The 14,659-nt window shown below is 70.1% G+C and carries 17 protein-coding genes; 8 read left to right on the forward strand and 9 right to left on the reverse strand.

All coding sequences use genetic code 11. The annotated features are described in order from the left end of the window. Positions 1-55 precede the first annotated feature (55 nt). Both cmoA and cmoB read left to right on the forward strand, forming a co-directional pair. On the forward strand, positions 56-838 hold the full coding sequence (cmoA, locus tag ACRYRV_RS03420; RefSeq protein ID WP_444985966.1) for a carboxy-S-adenosyl-L-methionine synthase CmoA: 783 nt from the start codon (positions 56-58) through the stop codon (positions 836-838). Between the two features lie 2 nt (positions 839-840). Continuing rightward, entirely contained in the window at positions 841-1,833 is a 993-nt protein-coding gene (gene cmoB, locus ACRYRV_RS03425) for a tRNA 5-methoxyuridine(34)/uridine 5-oxyacetic acid(34) synthase CmoB (RefSeq protein WP_444985965.1), read from the forward strand. A 7-nt stretch (positions 1,834-1,840) separates the two neighbouring features. Here the strand turns inward: cmoB and ACRYRV_RS03430 are convergent, their stop codons facing one another. The 3 genes from ACRYRV_RS03430 to ACRYRV_RS03440 form a co-directional block, all read right to left on the reverse strand. Continuing rightward, positions 1,841-2,167, reverse strand: a complete 327-nt coding sequence (locus ACRYRV_RS03430; protein ID WP_253450250.1) for a type II toxin-antitoxin system PemK/MazF family toxin — start codon at positions 2,165-2,167, stop codon at positions 1,841-1,843. Next, positions 2,155-2,394, reverse strand: coding sequence for an AbrB/MazE/SpoVT family DNA-binding domain-containing protein (locus tag ACRYRV_RS03435; protein WP_444985964.1), 240 nt, complete (start codon positions 2,392-2,394; stop codon positions 2,155-2,157). The genes ACRYRV_RS03430 and ACRYRV_RS03435 overlap by 13 nt, the downstream gene beginning before the upstream one ends. A gap of 111 nt (positions 2,395-2,505) precedes the next feature. Then, positions 2,506-3,180 carry a zinc metallopeptidase gene (locus ACRYRV_RS03440; RefSeq protein WP_253450244.1) on the reverse strand — a complete coding sequence of 225 codons (675 nt, stop codon included), beginning with the start codon at positions 3,178-3,180 and terminating at the stop codon, positions 2,506-2,508. Between the two features lie 137 nt (positions 3,181-3,317). Here ACRYRV_RS03440 and hemP point away from each other — a divergent pair, with 137 nt between their 5' ends. The 6 genes from hemP (at position 3,318) to ACRYRV_RS03470 (ending at position 9,309) form a co-directional block, all read left to right on the forward strand. Next, the gene (gene hemP / locus ACRYRV_RS03445; protein WP_253450241.1) at positions 3,318-3,494 is read left to right on the forward strand and encodes a hemin uptake protein HemP; all 177 of its coding nucleotides are present in this window, start codon (positions 3,318-3,320) and stop codon (positions 3,492-3,494) included. Between the two features lie 87 nt (positions 3,495-3,581). Beyond that, entirely contained in the window at positions 3,582-5,600 is a 2,019-nt protein-coding gene (locus tag ACRYRV_RS03450) for a TonB-dependent receptor domain-containing protein (RefSeq protein WP_444985963.1), read from the forward strand. A 31-nt stretch (positions 5,601-5,631) separates the two neighbouring features. Continuing rightward, positions 5,632-6,699 (forward strand): ChuX/HutX family heme-like substrate-binding protein, encoded by a 1,068-nt coding sequence (locus tag ACRYRV_RS03455; protein WP_444985962.1) that lies wholly within the window; start codon positions 5,632-5,634, stop codon positions 6,697-6,699. Next, on the forward strand, positions 6,696-7,562 hold the full coding sequence (locus tag ACRYRV_RS03460) for a heme/hemin ABC transporter substrate-binding protein (protein ID WP_444985961.1): 867 nt from the start codon (positions 6,696-6,698) through the stop codon (positions 7,560-7,562). Before ACRYRV_RS03455 ends, ACRYRV_RS03460 begins: the two co-directional genes overlap by 4 nt. Beyond that, complete coding sequence (locus ACRYRV_RS03465) at positions 7,559-8,569, forward strand: FecCD family ABC transporter permease (RefSeq protein WP_444985960.1); 1,011 nt, start codon at positions 7,559-7,561, stop codon at positions 8,567-8,569. Before ACRYRV_RS03460 ends, ACRYRV_RS03465 begins: the two co-directional genes overlap by 4 nt. After that, positions 8,563-9,309 (forward strand): ATP-binding cassette domain-containing protein, encoded by a 747-nt coding sequence (locus ACRYRV_RS03470; protein WP_444985959.1) that lies wholly within the window; start codon positions 8,563-8,565, stop codon positions 9,307-9,309. The genes ACRYRV_RS03465 and ACRYRV_RS03470 overlap by 7 nt, the downstream gene beginning before the upstream one ends. Before the next feature lie 78 nt (positions 9,310-9,387). Here ACRYRV_RS03470 and cysN read toward each other — a convergent pair whose 3' ends face one another. The 6 genes from cysN to ACRYRV_RS03500 all read right to left on the reverse strand — a co-directional run bounded on the left by cysN (position 9,388) and on the right by ACRYRV_RS03500 (position 14,608). Beyond that, entirely contained in the window at positions 9,388-10,824 is a 1,437-nt protein-coding gene (gene cysN / locus ACRYRV_RS03475; RefSeq protein WP_444985958.1) for a sulfate adenylyltransferase subunit CysN, read from the reverse strand. Beyond that, positions 10,824-11,792 (reverse strand): sulfate adenylyltransferase subunit CysD, encoded by a 969-nt coding sequence (gene cysD / locus ACRYRV_RS03480; protein ID WP_444985957.1) that lies wholly within the window; start codon positions 11,790-11,792, stop codon positions 10,824-10,826. The genes cysN and cysD overlap by 1 nt, the downstream gene beginning before the upstream one ends. 124 nt (positions 11,793-11,916) lie before the next feature. Then, complete coding sequence (locus ACRYRV_RS03485; RefSeq protein WP_253452043.1) at positions 11,917-12,651, reverse strand: phosphodiesterase; 735 nt, start codon at positions 12,649-12,651, stop codon at positions 11,917-11,919. 21 nt (positions 12,652-12,672) lie between these two features. Next, a complete protein-coding gene (locus ACRYRV_RS03490; protein ID WP_253452041.1) occupies positions 12,673-13,131 on the reverse strand; it encodes a DUF1249 domain-containing protein in 459 nt (152 codons plus the stop codon). A 31-nt stretch (positions 13,132-13,162) separates the two neighbouring features. After that, positions 13,163-13,801 carry an NUDIX domain-containing protein gene (locus ACRYRV_RS03495; RefSeq protein ID WP_253450215.1) on the reverse strand — a complete coding sequence of 213 codons (639 nt, stop codon included), beginning with the start codon at positions 13,799-13,801 and terminating at the stop codon, positions 13,163-13,165. 147 nt (positions 13,802-13,948) lie between these two features. Beyond that, complete coding sequence (locus ACRYRV_RS03500; protein ID WP_309637275.1) at positions 13,949-14,608, reverse strand: hypothetical protein; 660 nt, start codon at positions 14,606-14,608, stop codon at positions 13,949-13,951. Positions 14,609-14,659 lie beyond the last annotated feature (51 nt).

Here is a 14,659-nt window from a genome sequence, read left to right on the forward strand (position 1 = left end):
AGACCCGCCGAGCCGGGCGTAGAATGGCGCCCGTTCCCGCTTTTCTGGCCCGATCATGAGTGACGCATCTTACCGTGACGCGATCTTTTCCACACCCCTGGACCGGGTCGCACGCTTCTCCTTCGACGAGCGGGTGGTGGCCTGCTTCCCGGACATGATCCGCCGCTCGGTGCCCGGCTACGGGCAGATACTGGGCATGCTGGGGCTGATCGCCCGCCGCCACCTGCGCCACGGCGCCCGGGTCTATGACCTGGGGTGTTCGCTGGGCGCCGGCGGCCTGGCGCTGGCCGGTCAGCTCTCCCCGGACGCCTTTCGCTACACGGGCGTGGATCTCTCCCCGGCGATGGTGGCCCGGGCCCGGGAGACCCTGGCCGCCGAGTGCCCCGACCACGCCATGGAGGTGATCGAGGGCGATATCCGCACCCTCGACTACGCTCCCGCCGGCATGATCGTGCTCAACTTCACCCTGCAGTTCCTGCCCCCGGCGGATCGCGAGGCGGTCATCGCCCGGCTCTTCGAGGCGCTGGAGCCCGGCGGCGTGCTGGTGCTCTCGGAGAAGATCCGCGCAGAGGACGAGCAGGAGAACGCCTGGCTGGTGGAGCGCTACCACGACTTCAAGCGCGCCAACGGCTACAGCGATCTGGAGATCAGCCAGAAGCGCACGGCGCTTGAGAACGTCCTGGTGCCGGACACCCTGGCGGCCCACCACGCCCGCCTGGCTCGGGCCGGCTTCTCCCGCAGCCACACCTGGTTCCAGTTTCTCAACTTCGCGTCCCTCGTGGCGTTCAAGGACCCAGCCTTCAAGGACGCCGACGCCCCGGCGCCGCGGGAGGAGTAGGCATGCCGATTCCCGCCGAACACCGCGCCCTCTACCGGGCCTTCCTCGATCAGGGCCTCGACACCTGGTTGGCCCGGCTGCCCGAGCAGCTCACCAAAGGGCTCGACCGTCGCCGCTACGGCGACCTGCCCGCCTGGGAGAAGGCGGTAGCCAAGCTGCCACTCCTGCCGGATCAACGCGAGGTAAGGCTCGACGCCGACACCCTCGAGGTCGAGCTCGACCTCACCGCGAGCCAGCGCCGCCAGGCCGAGAATCTGCTGAGAAAGCTCGCCCCCTGGCGCAAGGGGCCCTACCGGCTTGGCGGCATTCACATCGATACCGAGTGGCGCTCCGACTGGAAGTGGCAGCGCGTGGCGCCCCACCTGGCGCCGCTGGCCGGCAGGAAGGTACTGGACGTGGGCGGCGGCAACGGCTACCACGGCTGGCGCATGGCAGGGGCCGGCGCGGCCTTCGTGCTGGTGATCGACCCCTCGCCGCGCTTCTTCTGGCAGTTCCAGGCGGTGCGCCACTTCGTGGGCGACGCCGACGGCGGCCGCACCCACTTCCTGCCGGTGGGCATCGAGGAGGTCCCCGAGGGCCTCGGCTTCTTCGATACGGTCTTCTCCATGGGGGTGCTCTACCACCGCCCCTCCCCTCTGGAGCACCTGAACCAGCTCAAGGAGGCCCTGCGCCCCGGCGGCGAGCTGGTGCTGGAGACCCTGGTGGTGGAAGGCGACGAGACCACCGTGCTGCTGCCTGGGGAGCGCTACGCCGCCATGCCCAACGTCTACTTCCTGCCGTCATCCGCCGCGCTCTGCCAGTGGCTCCGGCGCTGCGGCTTTAGCGACGTGCGGGTGGTGGACGAGGCGGTGACCACCACGGACGAGCAGCGCGCCACCGAGTGGATGACCTTCCAGTCGCTCGCCGACTTCCTCGCCCCCGAGGACCCGACGAAGACCCGGGAGGGCTACCCCGCCCCGCGCCGCGCGGTGGTCATTGCCAATCGGCCCAGATGAGGATTCACTACTGGAACATCTCCAGCAGGGTGGCATGCCAGATTGATGGCGGGATATCTCCCATCTTGCCGAGAATCCGCCGCTTGTCGATGCAGCGCAGCTGATCGAGCAGTATCCGTGCCGGTTTGTCCTGAAAGATCAGGGTCGGCCGGCAGCCCAGGGGCTGCCCCTTGCTGGTCACCGGCGCCACGATCACCCTGGGGAGCACCGCATTCATATCATCTGGCGAGATGATCAGCGCGGGACGTGTCTTGCGAATCTCGGTGCCCACCGTAGGGTCGAGGTTGACCCAGTAGACCTCCCCGCGGTGGATATCGCGGCCTACCACTGCCACTCATCCTCATCGGCTTCTGCTTCGACCAGCTCGCCCCAGACCGCATCGTCGCGGCTGGCATCATAACCGTCGAACCAGTGACGACGCGGCTGCTTGACCGGCTCCACCACCAGCCGCTGCCCCTCCAGATAAATCTCGACTTCATCGCTGATCTCCAGCTCGGCCAGCATGGCAGCCGGAATCAGTATTCCTTTCGAGTTTCCGATCTTTCTAAGATGTGTCCTCACGTCACGCCTCCTTCCGACAAAGCGCCTCCCAGCAAAGCTACCCCCGACAACGCGCCTCCTGACAGACATCATGAAGTAATAACATAGTTATTACACCCGAGCATCCGGATGTCAACGCCGCAGGATCACCAGCCAGCGCCCCAGGTTGAGGATGCTGGCCAGTGAGGCCGCCACATAGGTGAAGGCGCAGGCGGTCAGCACGTGGCGGGCGCCGGGCATGTCGTAGGGGGGAATGTACTCCTTGAGCAGCGGCAGGGCCCGCTGGAAACTGGCGTCGAACTCCACCGGCAGGGTCACCAGGTGCACCAGCGCCGCGGTGCCGAAGCTGATCACCGCCGCGGCCACCACGATGGCGAGGCCCCCGGGCAGGCGAGTGAGCACGAACAGGAAGGGAGCGGCCATCATCAGCACGGCGCCGAGCTTCTCGGCCTTCTGAGCCACCGCCACCAGCCGCGAGCGGGCCAGCAGCGGCGCATAGCCCTGGTGGTGCTGGATGGCGTGGCCCACCTCGTGGGCCGCCACCGTCACCGCGGTAAGCGAGCGCCCGCCGTAGACCTCCGGCGAGAGCCGCACCCGACGCGCCTCGGGGTCGTAGTGGTCGCCGTGGTCGGTGGGCTCCACCTTGACCCCCTCGATGCCCAGCCGGCGCAGCAGGTGGTCGGCCAGCTCCGCCCCGGTGCCCGGGTAGTCATCGCGCCCGCGGGCGTGACGCTTGATGACCCACTGGGCCCAGACGTTGGGCAGCAGGAAGATGGCCAGCAGCAGGGCGATCAGCAGTATCAGCACGTCGGTTCACCTCCTCGGTTTCGGTGGCATTTTGACATCCGAAGGCGCTCCGCGCTCCCCCGACTTGACCCGACGCAGGATATAAACAATAATTATTCGCGTTTAATAAACAATCACATTACCCGAGCGTACCCAGCATGACGTCCCAAGCCACTCACCGAACCCGCGTACGTCCGGCGCCCGAGCCCCCGTCACCCGCCAGCGTCGACAGCCGCAGGCTGCTCGGCTCGGAGGGTCAGCTGCTGATCGAACACAGAGGCCGCCTCTATCAGCTGCGCGAGACCCGCAACGGCAAGCTGATTCTTACCGGTTAACACCCTCACGATCATCACATAGCGCCAGCCAGGTAGCCCACGCCACCCAGCCAGCCGCCCATCGCCTGATACAGGAACTCTCAGGACATGAAGCGAGCACTGTGCTGCAGCGGCGCCCTGGCGCTGCTCTCCTTCTCTCCCCTCGACGCCTCCCCCGTCGCGACCGCCTTCGGGCAGGAAGCGGCCGACCGCAGCGCCCAGGCGCTGACGCCCATGGCGATCACCGACGCTCGCCTGCCCACCGACACCTTCCGCGCGCCCATGATCATCGACGTGCTCGACCGTCGGGACCCCACCCTGGCGACCGCTACCCGGCTCGAGGACCTGCTGGGCAGCCAGCCCGGGCTCGGCGTCGCCGGCCAGGGCAGGCGCAACGGCCAGACCCTCAGCCTGCGGGGATTCGGCCGCCAGGGCGTGCTGGTGCGTCTCGACGGCGTGCGCCAGGACATTAACACCGGCCACCTGGGCAACGTCTTTCTCGACCCGGCGCTGCTCAACGAGGTCCAGATCGCCCGCGGCGCCCTCTCCAGCCTCTATGGCAGCAATGCCATGGGCGGGGTCGTCAGCTTCGAGACGGTGGAGGCCGCGGATCTGCTGGCGCCGGGCGAGAGCGCCGGAGGGCGCCTCTCCCTGCGCGGCGCCAGCGCCAGCGACGAGCTCGGCGCCACCCTCAGCCTGTTCGGCAGGCGCGACACCGAGCGGGGCGACGTCGACGGCCTGGTCGCCATCGGCCGCAGCGAATCCGGCGATATCCGCCGCGCCGGCGGCGAGACGGCCCCGGACGACGCCAGCCTCGACAGCCTGCTGGCCAAGGGGAGCTGGGCCTTCGCTCCCGACCAGCGCCTCTTCGCCAGCTGGCAGCACTATCGGGAGGCAAGCACTCAGCCCGCCAACCCCCAGCAGCTCGGCGCCGCGGACGACGCGCTGCGCGACCGCACCACCCGCAGCGACAACCTGCAGCTGGGCCATGCCTGGACGCCCGACCCCGTCACCCGGCTGGACAGCCGCCTGACGCTGAGCCGCCAGCAGATCGACGACACGGGTACCGACAGCGACGCCGGGCGCCGCCTGCAGCGCCTGGGCGTGCAGAGCGACGGCTATCGTCGGTTCGATCACGGCGGGTTCGATCACACCCTGGCGCTGGGCGCCGAGGCCAACCGCGCCCAGCAGCGCCCATCGGGCAGCGCCTCCGGCTTCCCCCGGGCCGATATCGATACCGCCGCCCTCTACCTGGACAGCACCCTGGGCGCCGGTGAGCACCTGGCCGCGGGAGGCCCCGGGCGCTTCGAACTGGGCCTCGGCGCCCGCTACGACCACTATCGCGCGGAAGACAGCCAGGGGCGGCGCAGTGACAAGGGGCGCGTCTCCCCGCGGCTGCGGCTGAGCTGGCTGCCGAGCCGCCACCTGATGCTCTACAGCGGCTACGCCGAGGCCTTCCGGGCGCCCACCCTCTCCGAGCTCTACGCCGACGAGCGTCACTTCGCCGGCTTCTGCGCCGGCCCCTTCTTCTGCGCCCCGGACAATTTCTGGGTGCCCAACCCCGATCTGGCCCCCGAGACCAGCCGCACCTGGGAGAGCGGCCTGGCCTGGCGCCTGGGCGACTGGGAGCTGCGCGCCAGCTACTACGACACCCGTGCCGACGACTTCATCGACACCGAAGTGGACCTCATGGCCGGCACCACCCGCGCCGCCAACGTCAGCAGCGCCCACCTCTGGGGCTATGACGCCCGTCTGGCGTGGCGCCCCGGGAGCCTGCCCATCGACGCCTTCCTGGGACTCTCCGAGGTGAGCGGCCGCGACCGCGAGAGCGGTGACGCCCTGGGCCGCCTGACGCCCCTCGAGGCCCTGGCCGGCGCCGACCTGCACCTCGCCCAGGGCGATCTGACCCTCGGCTGGCGCGGCCGCTTTGCCGACGCCTACGCCAAGGGCGACGACGGCCAACAGCCCGGCTATGGCCTGCATGACCTGCAGCTGGCCTGGCAGGCCACGCCGTCTCTCTCCACGTCGCTGCGCCTTGGCAACGTCGCCGACAAGACCTGGTACCGGCCGGACGGCAGCCTCGGCGACGGCCGCAGCGTAATGGCCAACGTCAGCCTGCAGTGGTGACCCGGGCCGCCCCACTGAAAAGGAGCCTCACATGACCGTATCTGCTACCCCGCTATCCGCCACCGTCCGCTCCATCCTCGACGCCTTCGACGCCGCCCGCCGCGCTTCGCCCCGGCTGCCGGCCATCGAGATCGCCCAGCGCCTGGGAATCAGCGAAGGGGAGCTGCAGGCCGCACGGCTGGGCCGCGACGTCGTCACGCTGCCGCTGCCCCCCGCCGAACTGGCCGGCCGCCTGCATACCCTGGGGCGCGTCAAGGCCCTGACCCGCTCCAGCGCCGCCGTGCTCGAACAGAGCGGCCGCTATCCCGTCGCCGGCGAGGCCAGCGCGGGGCTGCTGCTGGACCCGGGCGGCCTGGATCTGCGCCTGCACCTGCAGCGCTGGCACTGGGCCTGCCTGATCCAGGACGAGCTGCCGGGCGCCGACGGCACCCCGGCCCGGCGCCACAGCCTGCAGGTCTTCGACCGCCACGGTCGAGCGCTCCACAAGGCGTTCTCCCTGACGCCCGAACTGCCCGACGGCTGGCACGCCCTGGCGGCCGGCGCCGACACCCGGGCGCCCTGCTTCACCGGTCTCTCCCCCGCCGCCTCGCGTCCGCTGCCCGAGGCCCCGGGCCTGGCCCACGACTGGGGCAGGATGCGCGACGTTCACCAGTTCTTCACCCTGCTGCGCCGGCACGGCCTGGAGCGCCACGAAGCCAACGCCCTGATGGAGGGGCGCTTTACCCACCGCCTGCCCGCCGGCATGATCGAGGCGGCCCTGATGCGCGCCGCCGAGCGGCGGCTGCCGCTGATGCTGTTCGTGGCCAGCCCAGGCGGGGTGCAGATCCGCAGCGGCACCCTGCCCGCTCCCGAGCGCCGCGGCGGCTGGCTCAATCTCTTCGGCAGCGACTTCACCCTGCACCTCAAGGATGACGCCATCGCCGACGCCTGGGTGGTACGCAAGCCCAACCGGGACGGCGGCGTCACCAGCCTCGAGGCCTTCGACGCCGATGGCGAGCTGCTGCTGCAGCTCTACGCCCGGCGCCGGGAGGGGGAGCCGGAGCGCGCCGACTGGCGCTGCCTGCTGGAGGAGCTCGTCGGCCGGGAGGTAGCCGCATGAAGGCCGTGCTGCTGGGGCTGCTGCTGGCCGCCTGGCCGCTGACCGGCATCGCCGACCCGCCGCGCACGGTGGTGATCGGCGGCGACGTGGCCGAGATCACCGCTGCGCTCGGCGCCGCTGAGCGCCTGGTGGGGCGCGACGACACCAGCACCTACCCCGAGCGCCTGGAGGCGCTGCCCTCGGTGGGCTATCTGCGCCAGCTGGCCGCCGAAGGGGTGCTCTCCCTGCGCCCAGCGCATCTGCTGGTGGCGCGTGCCGCCGGTCCCCGGGAAGTGCTGGCGCAGCTCGAAGCCAGCGGCGTTGCGGTGTCACGCATCGACGCGCCGCCGCGCCTGGAGGCCATTCCCGCCAAGGTGCGCCAGGTGGCCGCGGCGCTGGGCGACGACCCGGCCATCATCGACCGGGGCAGCGCCCTGGCCGAGGCACTTCAGGCAGAGGTCGCCGAGCTGGCGGCGCTGCCGCCCCTGCCGCCCCTGCGCGCCCTCTTCCTGCTCGGTCACGGCGGCATGACGCCCCGGGTCGCCGGACGCGACACCGCGGCCCAGGCGATGATGGACGCCGTGGGGGTCACCAACGCCTTCGCCGAGATGTCGGGCTACAAGCCGGTGGGCGCCGAGGCGCTGATTCGCCAGGCCCCGGAGGTGGTGATCGCCACCCGCGGCGGCCTGGAGGGGCTCGGCGGCGAACCGGCCCTGTGGCGCCTGCCGGGGCTAGCCATGACCCCGGCGGGCCAGGCGCGGCGCCTGGTGGTCTTCGATGACCAGGCGCTGCTCGGCTTCGGCCCGCGCACCCCGGCGACCCTGCTGGCCCTCTACGACGCCCTTGAACCGCTGGCCCTGGCGACAGGGAGGAGTGACCGATGATCGGCCGTCACTCCGGTTTCCCCGACCGGCAGGCGCTGAACGGGCTTGTGCTCGCGCTGCTGGCCGCCTGGCTGCTGGCCGCCTTCAGCGGCAGCCTCGGCCTCTCGCCCCGCCTGCTGCTGGGCGACTGGCCCACGCCTCTGGACTGGCAGGTGTGGTGGCAGCTGCGCCTGCCGCGGCTGCTGCTGGCCACCCTGGTAGGCGCCATGCTGGCCGGCAGCGGCGCGGCCATGCAGGGACTCTTTCGCAACCCCCTGGCCGACCCCAGCCTGCTGGGGCTGGCCAGCGGTGCGGGCCTCGCCGTGGCGCTGTGGATCGTGCTCTTCGACGCCTCGGGGCCCCTGGGGCTCTACGGCCAGTTCGCCGCCGGCTTTCTCGGCGCCCTGGCGGTCTGCCTGGTGGTGTTTCGCCTGGGGCGCGGCGGCCCGGGCCAGGAGGCCCTCTTCACCCTGCTACTGGCGGGGCTCGCCATCAACACCCTGGCCGGCGCCTTCGGTGGACTGCTCGCCTTCTTGGCCAGCGACGAACAGCTGCGCCAGCTCAGCCTGTGGGGCATGGGCAGCCTGGCCCATGCCCTGTGGCCCGCGGCCCTCGGCGCGCTGCTCTGCATTCCACCGGCGCTCTGGTGGCTCTGCCGCTGCGCCCGGGGGCTCGACCTGCTGCAGCTCGGCGAGCTGACCGCCCACGGCGCCGGCCTCGACGCGCCGGCGCTCAAGCACCGGGTGGTGCTGGCCACCACCCTGGGGGTAGGCGTCTGCGTGGCGCTGGCCGGCATCATCGGCTTTCTCGGCCTGCTGGTGCCGCACTGCCTGCGGCTCTGGCTGGGCCCCGGCCACCGCCTGCTGCTACCCGCCTCCATGCTGGGCGGCGCCCTGCTGCTGCTGGTGGCCGACACCCTGGCTCGCACCCTGGCAAGCCCCGCCGAGATCCCGGTGGGCCTGCTGACCAGCCTGCTGGGCGGCCCCTATTTCCTGTGGCTGCTGATGCAGCGGAGGCGCTCATGCTGACCCTGGAAGGTGCCGGCTTCACCACCGTCCCGGCGCTCGCCCCCCTGAGCGACGCCCTGGCGCCCGGCGAGCTGGTGGCCATCGTGGGACCCAACGGCGCGGGCAAGAGCACCCTGCTCGGCCTGCTCTCCGGCTTTCGCCCGCCGGAGCAGGGACGCGTCTGCCTCGACGCGCGCCCCCTCGCCGACTGGCTGCCGGAGGCGCTGGCGCGGCGGCGCGCCCTGGTGGCTCAGCAGGTGCGGCCCAGCTTCGATTGGACCGTGCGGGAGCTGGTGGCGCTGGGCAGCGAGGCGGGGCCTGCCCAGGTAGCCGAGAGCCTGGCCGAGCTCGACCTCACCGCCCTTGCCGAGCGCACCCTCACCGGCCTGTCGGGCGGCGAGGCCCAGCGCTGCATGGTGGCCCGGGCACTCTGCCAGCTCGACGGCGGCGACTCCGGCAGCCTGCTGCTGCTCGACGAGCCCACCAGCGCCCTGGATATCGGCCAGCAGCAGCGTCTGATGCGCCTGCTCCGGCGCCTCGCCGACCAGCGCGGCCTCGCCGTGGTCTGCGTCCTTCACGACCTCAATCTGGCGGCGCGCTACGCCCACCGGGTATGGCTGATGCAGCAGGGCCGACGGATCGCCGCCGGCCCGCCGGGGGAGGTGCTGGGCGCAGGCCGCCTGGCCCGGGTCTTCGGCGCCGAGCTCCATGAGGCCAGGGTGGCGGATGGCGAGCCCCCCGCCCTGGTGCTGGCGCGCTGACGCCCCGCGCCGCTCCAGAACGCCTCGACCCCGGGCATGGTCCGGGGTCGAGGCGTCTCAGGGAGCAGCGCGGCGGCGTCAGAGAAGCTTGCGAATATCCTTCGCTTCCCAGTGGGGGAAGTACCTGCGCACCAGGGCGTTGAGCTCCAGCTCGAAGCCGGCCCAGTCCACCTCGGTCGCGCTCGGCGAATCGCCTTCCACCACGGCGCGGATCATGCCCGCCCCCAGGGTGACGTTGGTCAGCCGATCGATGACGATGAAGCTGCCGGTACCGGGGCTCTTCGCATACTCGTCCAGGGGGACCTCGGCGGTGAGCCCCACCCGGCAGCGGGCGATGGCGTTGAGCGCGAGGCGCTCGGCCGGGTGGCGCTCCAGGGTGTTGACGTCCACCTGGTACAGGATCTCCTCCACCTGCCCCGCCACCGAGCGCCCGGCCAGGCGGATATCGACCTGACGGCCCGGCTCGAGAGGCTTTTCATGCATCCAGACGATATCCGCCTCGAAGGCGTGGCTCATGGCCACCTCGGCGTCCGCCGCCACGATCCAGTCGCCCCGGGAGATATCGATCTCATCACTCAGGGTCACGGTGATCGCCTGGCCCGGCCAGGCCTCCTCCAGGTTGCCGTCCCAGGTCACGATGCGCTCAATGCTGGAGCGGCTGCCCGAGGGCAGCACCTTGACCGCCTGGCCCGGGCGCAGCACGCCCGCCTCAAGAGTCCCGGCATAGCCTCGGAAGTCGAGGTTGGGACGGTTGACGATCTGCACCGGCAGGCGCAGGTCGGTCAGGTTGCGGTCGCGGCTCACCTCGACGCTCTCGAGCAGCTCCAGCAGGGTCGGGCCGGGCTGTCCCTCCACCCGATACCAGTCGAGGGCCTCGCTCCGATTGACCACGTTATCGCCCTTGAGCGCCGAGAGCGGCACGAAGCGGATGTCCCGGGCCTGGAGCCTGTCGGCGATGGCCTGGTACTCCTCGACGATCTCGTCGAAGCGCGCCTGGGAGTAGTCGACGAGGTCCATCTTGTTGACCGCCACCACCAGGTGCTGGATGCCCAGCAGGTCGGCGATGAAGCTGTGGCGCCGGGTCTGGGTCTGCACACCGTGGCGGGCATCGACCAGGATGATGGCGAGGCTCGCCGTGGAGGCCCCGGTGGCCATGTTGCGGGTGTACTGCTCGTGGCCGGGGGTGTCGGCGATGATGAACTTGCGCCTGTCGGTGGAGAAGAAGCGGTAGGCCACGTCGATGGTGATCCCCTGCTCCCGCTCCGACTGCAGGCCGTCCACCAGCAGGGCGAGATCCACCTCCTCGCCGGTGGTGCCCACCTTCTTCGAATCACGAGTGATGGCGGCGAGCTGGTCGTCGAAGATCATCTTGGAGTCGTGCAGCAGCCGCCCGATCAGGGTCGACTTGCCGTCGTCGACGCTGCCGCAGGTGATGAAACGCAGCAGGTCCTTGTTCTCGTGCTCGTGCAGGTACTGCTCGATATTGTCGGCGATCAGAGTCGATTGGTGTGACATCAGAAATACCCCTCGCGCTTCTTCTTCTCCATGGAGCCGGCCTGGTCGTGGTCGATGGCGCGGCCGCTGCGCTCGCTGGTGCGGGTCAGCAGCATCTCCTGGATGATCTCGGGCAGGGTGGCGGCGGTGGACTCCACCGCCCCGGTGAGCGGGTAGCAGCCCAGGGTGCGGAAGCGCACCGAGCGCTCCTCGGGGACCTCCCCCTCGGCCAGGGGCAGGCGCTCGTCGTCGACCATCACCAGCATGCCGTCGCGCTCCACCACCGGGCGCAGGGCGCTGAAGTAGAGGGGCACGATGGGAATGGACTCCAGATAGATGTACTGCCAGATATCCAGCTCGGTCCAGTTGGAGAGCGGAAAGGCGCGGATCGACTCGCCCTTGCTGACCCGGGCGTTGTAGAGGTTCCAGAGCTCCGGGCGCTGGTTCTTGGGGTCCCAGCGGTGATAGCGGTCGCGGAAGGAGAAGACGCGCTCCTTGGCGCGGCTCGCCTCCTCGTCGCGGCGCGCCCCGCCGAAGGCGGCATCGAAGCCGTACTTGTCCAGGGCCTGCTTGAGGGCCTGGGTCTTCATCACGTCGGTGTAGCCGCTGGAGCCGTGGTCGAAGGGGTTGATGCCGGCGGCCCGCCCCTCCTCGTTGGTATGCACGAGCAGCTCCATGCCCGCCTCTTCGGCCATGCGGTCGCGAAAGGCGATCATCTCGCGAAACTTCCAGGTGGTGTCCACGTGGAGCAGCGGAAAGGGCGGCGGCCCGGGATAGAAGGCCTTGCGCGCCAGGTGCAGCATGACCGCGGAGTCCTTGCCGATGGAGTAGAGCATCACCGGGTTGTCGAACTCGGCGACGACCTCGCGGATGATATGAATCGACTCGGCTTCGAGCTGCTGCAGATGGGTCAGCCGCTGCGGCGACAACGCGGGGCGCTCGGCGGCCCCGGGGGAGGACACAGCGGTGGCGGCATGAAGAGTGGTCATGGCCCGGCTACCTCGCATGACGGTGGCATGGAAATCATGCGGACCAGATTAACGCCGGATTATTAATAACCCAAAAGAATTAATGGGACTCTTTTTATACCCAAAGACCGTCTATTCTCAATCATCACAGATCGACGCGCTCGACCCAGGTCGTGAAGTCGCCTTCGCGCAGGTCGAGCACCCGGTAGCCGGGACGCGAGGCCTCGTCGATGGCGAAGGTCTCGGCGCCGGCCAGGAATTGGTCGGTGGTGGAGGGGCAGCCGAACACCGCAACTTCCCCCTGCTCGAGGCGCTGATGGCTGGCGAAGGCCTGATGGATATGGCCGCAGAGGATGCCTCGCACCTGGCCGTAGGCGGAGAGCGCCTGCCAGAAGGCCTCGCGATCCTTGAGCCCGAGCGCATCGATCCAGGCCGAGCCCACCGGCAGCGGCGGATGGTGCATGGCCAGCAAGGTCGGCCGGTCGTCCTCCTCCAGGCAGGCCGCCAGCGCCGCCAGGCGCTCGGCCCCAAGCTCGCCGTGGGGCTGACCGCTCACCGTGGTATCCAGCATCAGGATGCGCCAGGCGCCGATATCGAGCTCCTCGAGGAGCTCCCGGGTCTCCGCCATCAGCGCCGGATCGTCGTGGTTGCCCGGCAGCCAGAACCAGGGGGCCGCGAGGCGGTTCAGGGTGCGGGCCGCCAGCTGGTAGGAGGCCGGGGTCTCGTCGTTGCTGATATCGCCGGTCACCAGCACCATATCGGGGCGCTCGCCGTTGACCGCGGCCACCACCGCCTCCAGCTGGCGCAGCGGGAAACCCGCCCGGGCCCGGGCGGCGGGGTCGGCGTGCAGGTGGCAGTCACTGATCTGGATCAGTCGCATCATCGCAAAGGGGCCTCGGGGTCAGCGGATCACGGGAGAGTCGAGGGGGTGGTCGAGGGAGTGGCCGTGGGCCAGGCCGTGCTCCAGCCACTCGCCGAGGAAGCGGTTGAGCTGCAGCTTCTCGTCGGGCTGATGCATGCGCGCATTGGGGTAGCGGTAGCGGCCGTCGAAGTGGCGCTGGCGCTGGAAGTCGGTGACCTCGGCCATGCGCACATCGTGATAGAGGTGGACCCGCATGCGCGGGGCCTCGATCAGCGAGTCGAGCACGCCGCTCTGGGTGACCCGCACCATGCTGGTATAGGGCGCCCGCTCCAGCAGCTCCAGGCGCAGCACGCCCAGCCAGCGGCCGTCGCTGATCAGCTCGACCTCCCGGCTCTCGCCGGCCTCCATGTCACCCAGCAGGCGAAGCAGGCGCAGGTAGTTGATGCTGCACTCGCTCTGCAGGCTTCTCAGGTCGGTCACATAGGCATTTCGCTGCACACCGTCTCTGCGCACGCTCTCGCTCCCCAAACTATCTCCTCGCTCTCAGTGATGCCCGCTCACCCGCCAGCCAGTAGAGGGCGATCAGACACATGGCATTGTCGAGTCTTCCGGCCTGCAGGAGTTCCCAGGCCCTGGCAAACGGTAGCACATGCACGCGGATATCTTCGTGCTCCTCGTCCAGGCCGTGCACGCCGCCGAGTCCCTCGCTGTCCAGCAGGCCGCAGAAGAGGCTGACCCGCTCGTCGCAGGCGCCGGGGCTCGGGTAGTAGGCATGCAGCGGAATCAGCGTCTCCACCCGGGCGCCCGCCTCCTCCATGGCCTCGCGACGGGCCACCTCGGCGGGGGACTCGCCCTCCTCCACCAGGCCCGCCACCACCTCGAGCTTCCAGGGGGAAGCGGGATCCTCCAGGGCGCCGGCGCGGAACTGCTCCACCAGCACCACGGCATCGCGCTCCACGTCGTAGAGCAGCACGCCCACGGCGTCGTGACGACGATGCACCTCGCGGGTCATGGTGCCGCTCCAGCCTCCCTCGAAGAGGCGGTGGCGAAGCTGCAGCGCCTCCAGGCGGAAGAAGCCCTGATGCAGGCAGCGGCGCTCCACCAGCTCCACGTCGGCGCGGGTAAAGGGCGCCGCGGCGAGGCTCGGGGCCTCGGGGGAGTCACTCATGGCGCTCTCCGGTCGCGTAAAAGATCCCATTATCGTGACCGGAAGCGCGGATGCCAAGCTGCGCCCCCTTACCCTGCTTTGGGGTCAGCCCCTAAATTGGCTTAAGTGTCTGACCCCAAAGAGGAGTGAGGCCTACCTGGGCGCGCACTAGAGCCGTTCGAAGAGCTCCCGGGCCTCCTCGCGCAGGGCCTCGTCGGAGGCTTCGCGGTCGGGGCGGGCTTCCCCTTCCACGGCGCGGCGGGCGTGCCCCCGGGCCTCGTCGATGCGCCCCTCGTCCTCCAGGAAGGCGGCGTAGTAGAAGTTGACGTCGATACCGTCGGGACGAATGGAGAGCGCGCGCTGGAACATGCGCTCGGCGGTTTCGCTGTTGCCGAAGCCCACCGGGCGGCCCGGCGCGCGGTCGTAGAGGGCACCCAGGGTCACGTAGGCGGAGCCGTTGGCACCGTCGGGGTCGAGCTCGATGGCGCGCTCCAGGGCATCACGGGCGCTGCGCGCGCTGGAGAGTGCCCCCAGGCCGCTGCGCTCCCGGGCATAGGAGGCCTCGATGATGCCCTGCCACACCAGCGGCATGGCCTGGTCGGGGTGCTCGGCCACCAGCCGTTCGGCCTGGCCGGCAAGCGACCTCAGGCCGCCGCTGCGCTGGCCCTCCGCCTGCTCGGTGATCAGGCGCTCCCACTGGTTCTTCATGCCCTCGACCCGGTTTTCCCAGGCGTGAGCCGCGGCCAGCGGCAGGGCGGCGAGGCCAAGACTCAGCCCCAGGCTCAGGCTCAAGCCCTTGGCAGTGCTCAGCAGACGACGTCGAAACATGGCGAAACTCCTTGCGGGATCTTGTGTGGTTGTTGGGTACGCCCACTCCGC

The organism is Halomonas mongoliensis (assembly GCF_052496345.1).

Coding starts and splice junctions, on each gene's coding strand:
- cmoA (WP_444985966.1), top strand. CDS start 56: ATGAGTGACGCATCTTACCGTGACGCGATCTTTTCCACACCCCTGGAC.
- cmoB (WP_444985965.1), top strand. CDS start 841: ATGCCGATTCCCGCCGAACACCGCGCCCTCTACCGGGCCTTCCTCGAT.
- hemP (WP_253450241.1), top strand. CDS start 3,318: ATGACGTCCCAAGCCACTCACCGAACCCGCGTACGTCCGGCGCCCGAG.
- ACRYRV_RS03450 (WP_444985963.1), top strand. CDS start 3,582: ATGAAGCGAGCACTGTGCTGCAGCGGCGCCCTGGCGCTGCTCTCCTTC.
- ACRYRV_RS03455 (WP_444985962.1), top strand. CDS start 5,632: ATGACCGTATCTGCTACCCCGCTATCCGCCACCGTCCGCTCCATCCTC.
- ACRYRV_RS03460 (WP_444985961.1), top strand. CDS start 6,696: ATGAAGGCCGTGCTGCTGGGGCTGCTGCTGGCCGCCTGGCCGCTGACC.
- ACRYRV_RS03465 (WP_444985960.1), top strand. CDS start 7,559: ATGATCGGCCGTCACTCCGGTTTCCCCGACCGGCAGGCGCTGAACGGG.
- ACRYRV_RS03470 (WP_444985959.1), top strand. CDS start 8,563: ATGCTGACCCTGGAAGGTGCCGGCTTCACCACCGTCCCGGCGCTCGCC.
- cysN (WP_444985958.1), bottom strand. CDS start 10,824: ATGTCACACCAATCGACTCTGATCGCCGACAATATCGAGCAGTACCTG.
- cysD (WP_444985957.1), bottom strand. CDS start 11,792: ATGACCACTCTTCATGCCGCCACCGCTGTGTCCTCCCCCGGGGCCGCC.
- ACRYRV_RS03485 (WP_253452043.1), bottom strand. CDS start 12,651: ATGCGACTGATCCAGATCAGTGACTGCCACCTGCACGCCGACCCCGCC.
- ACRYRV_RS03495 (WP_253450215.1), bottom strand. CDS start 13,801: ATGAGTGACTCCCCCGAGGCCCCGAGCCTCGCCGCGGCGCCCTTTACC.
- ACRYRV_RS03500 (WP_309637275.1), bottom strand. CDS start 14,608: ATGTTTCGACGTCGTCTGCTGAGCACTGCCAAGGGCTTGAGCCTGAGC.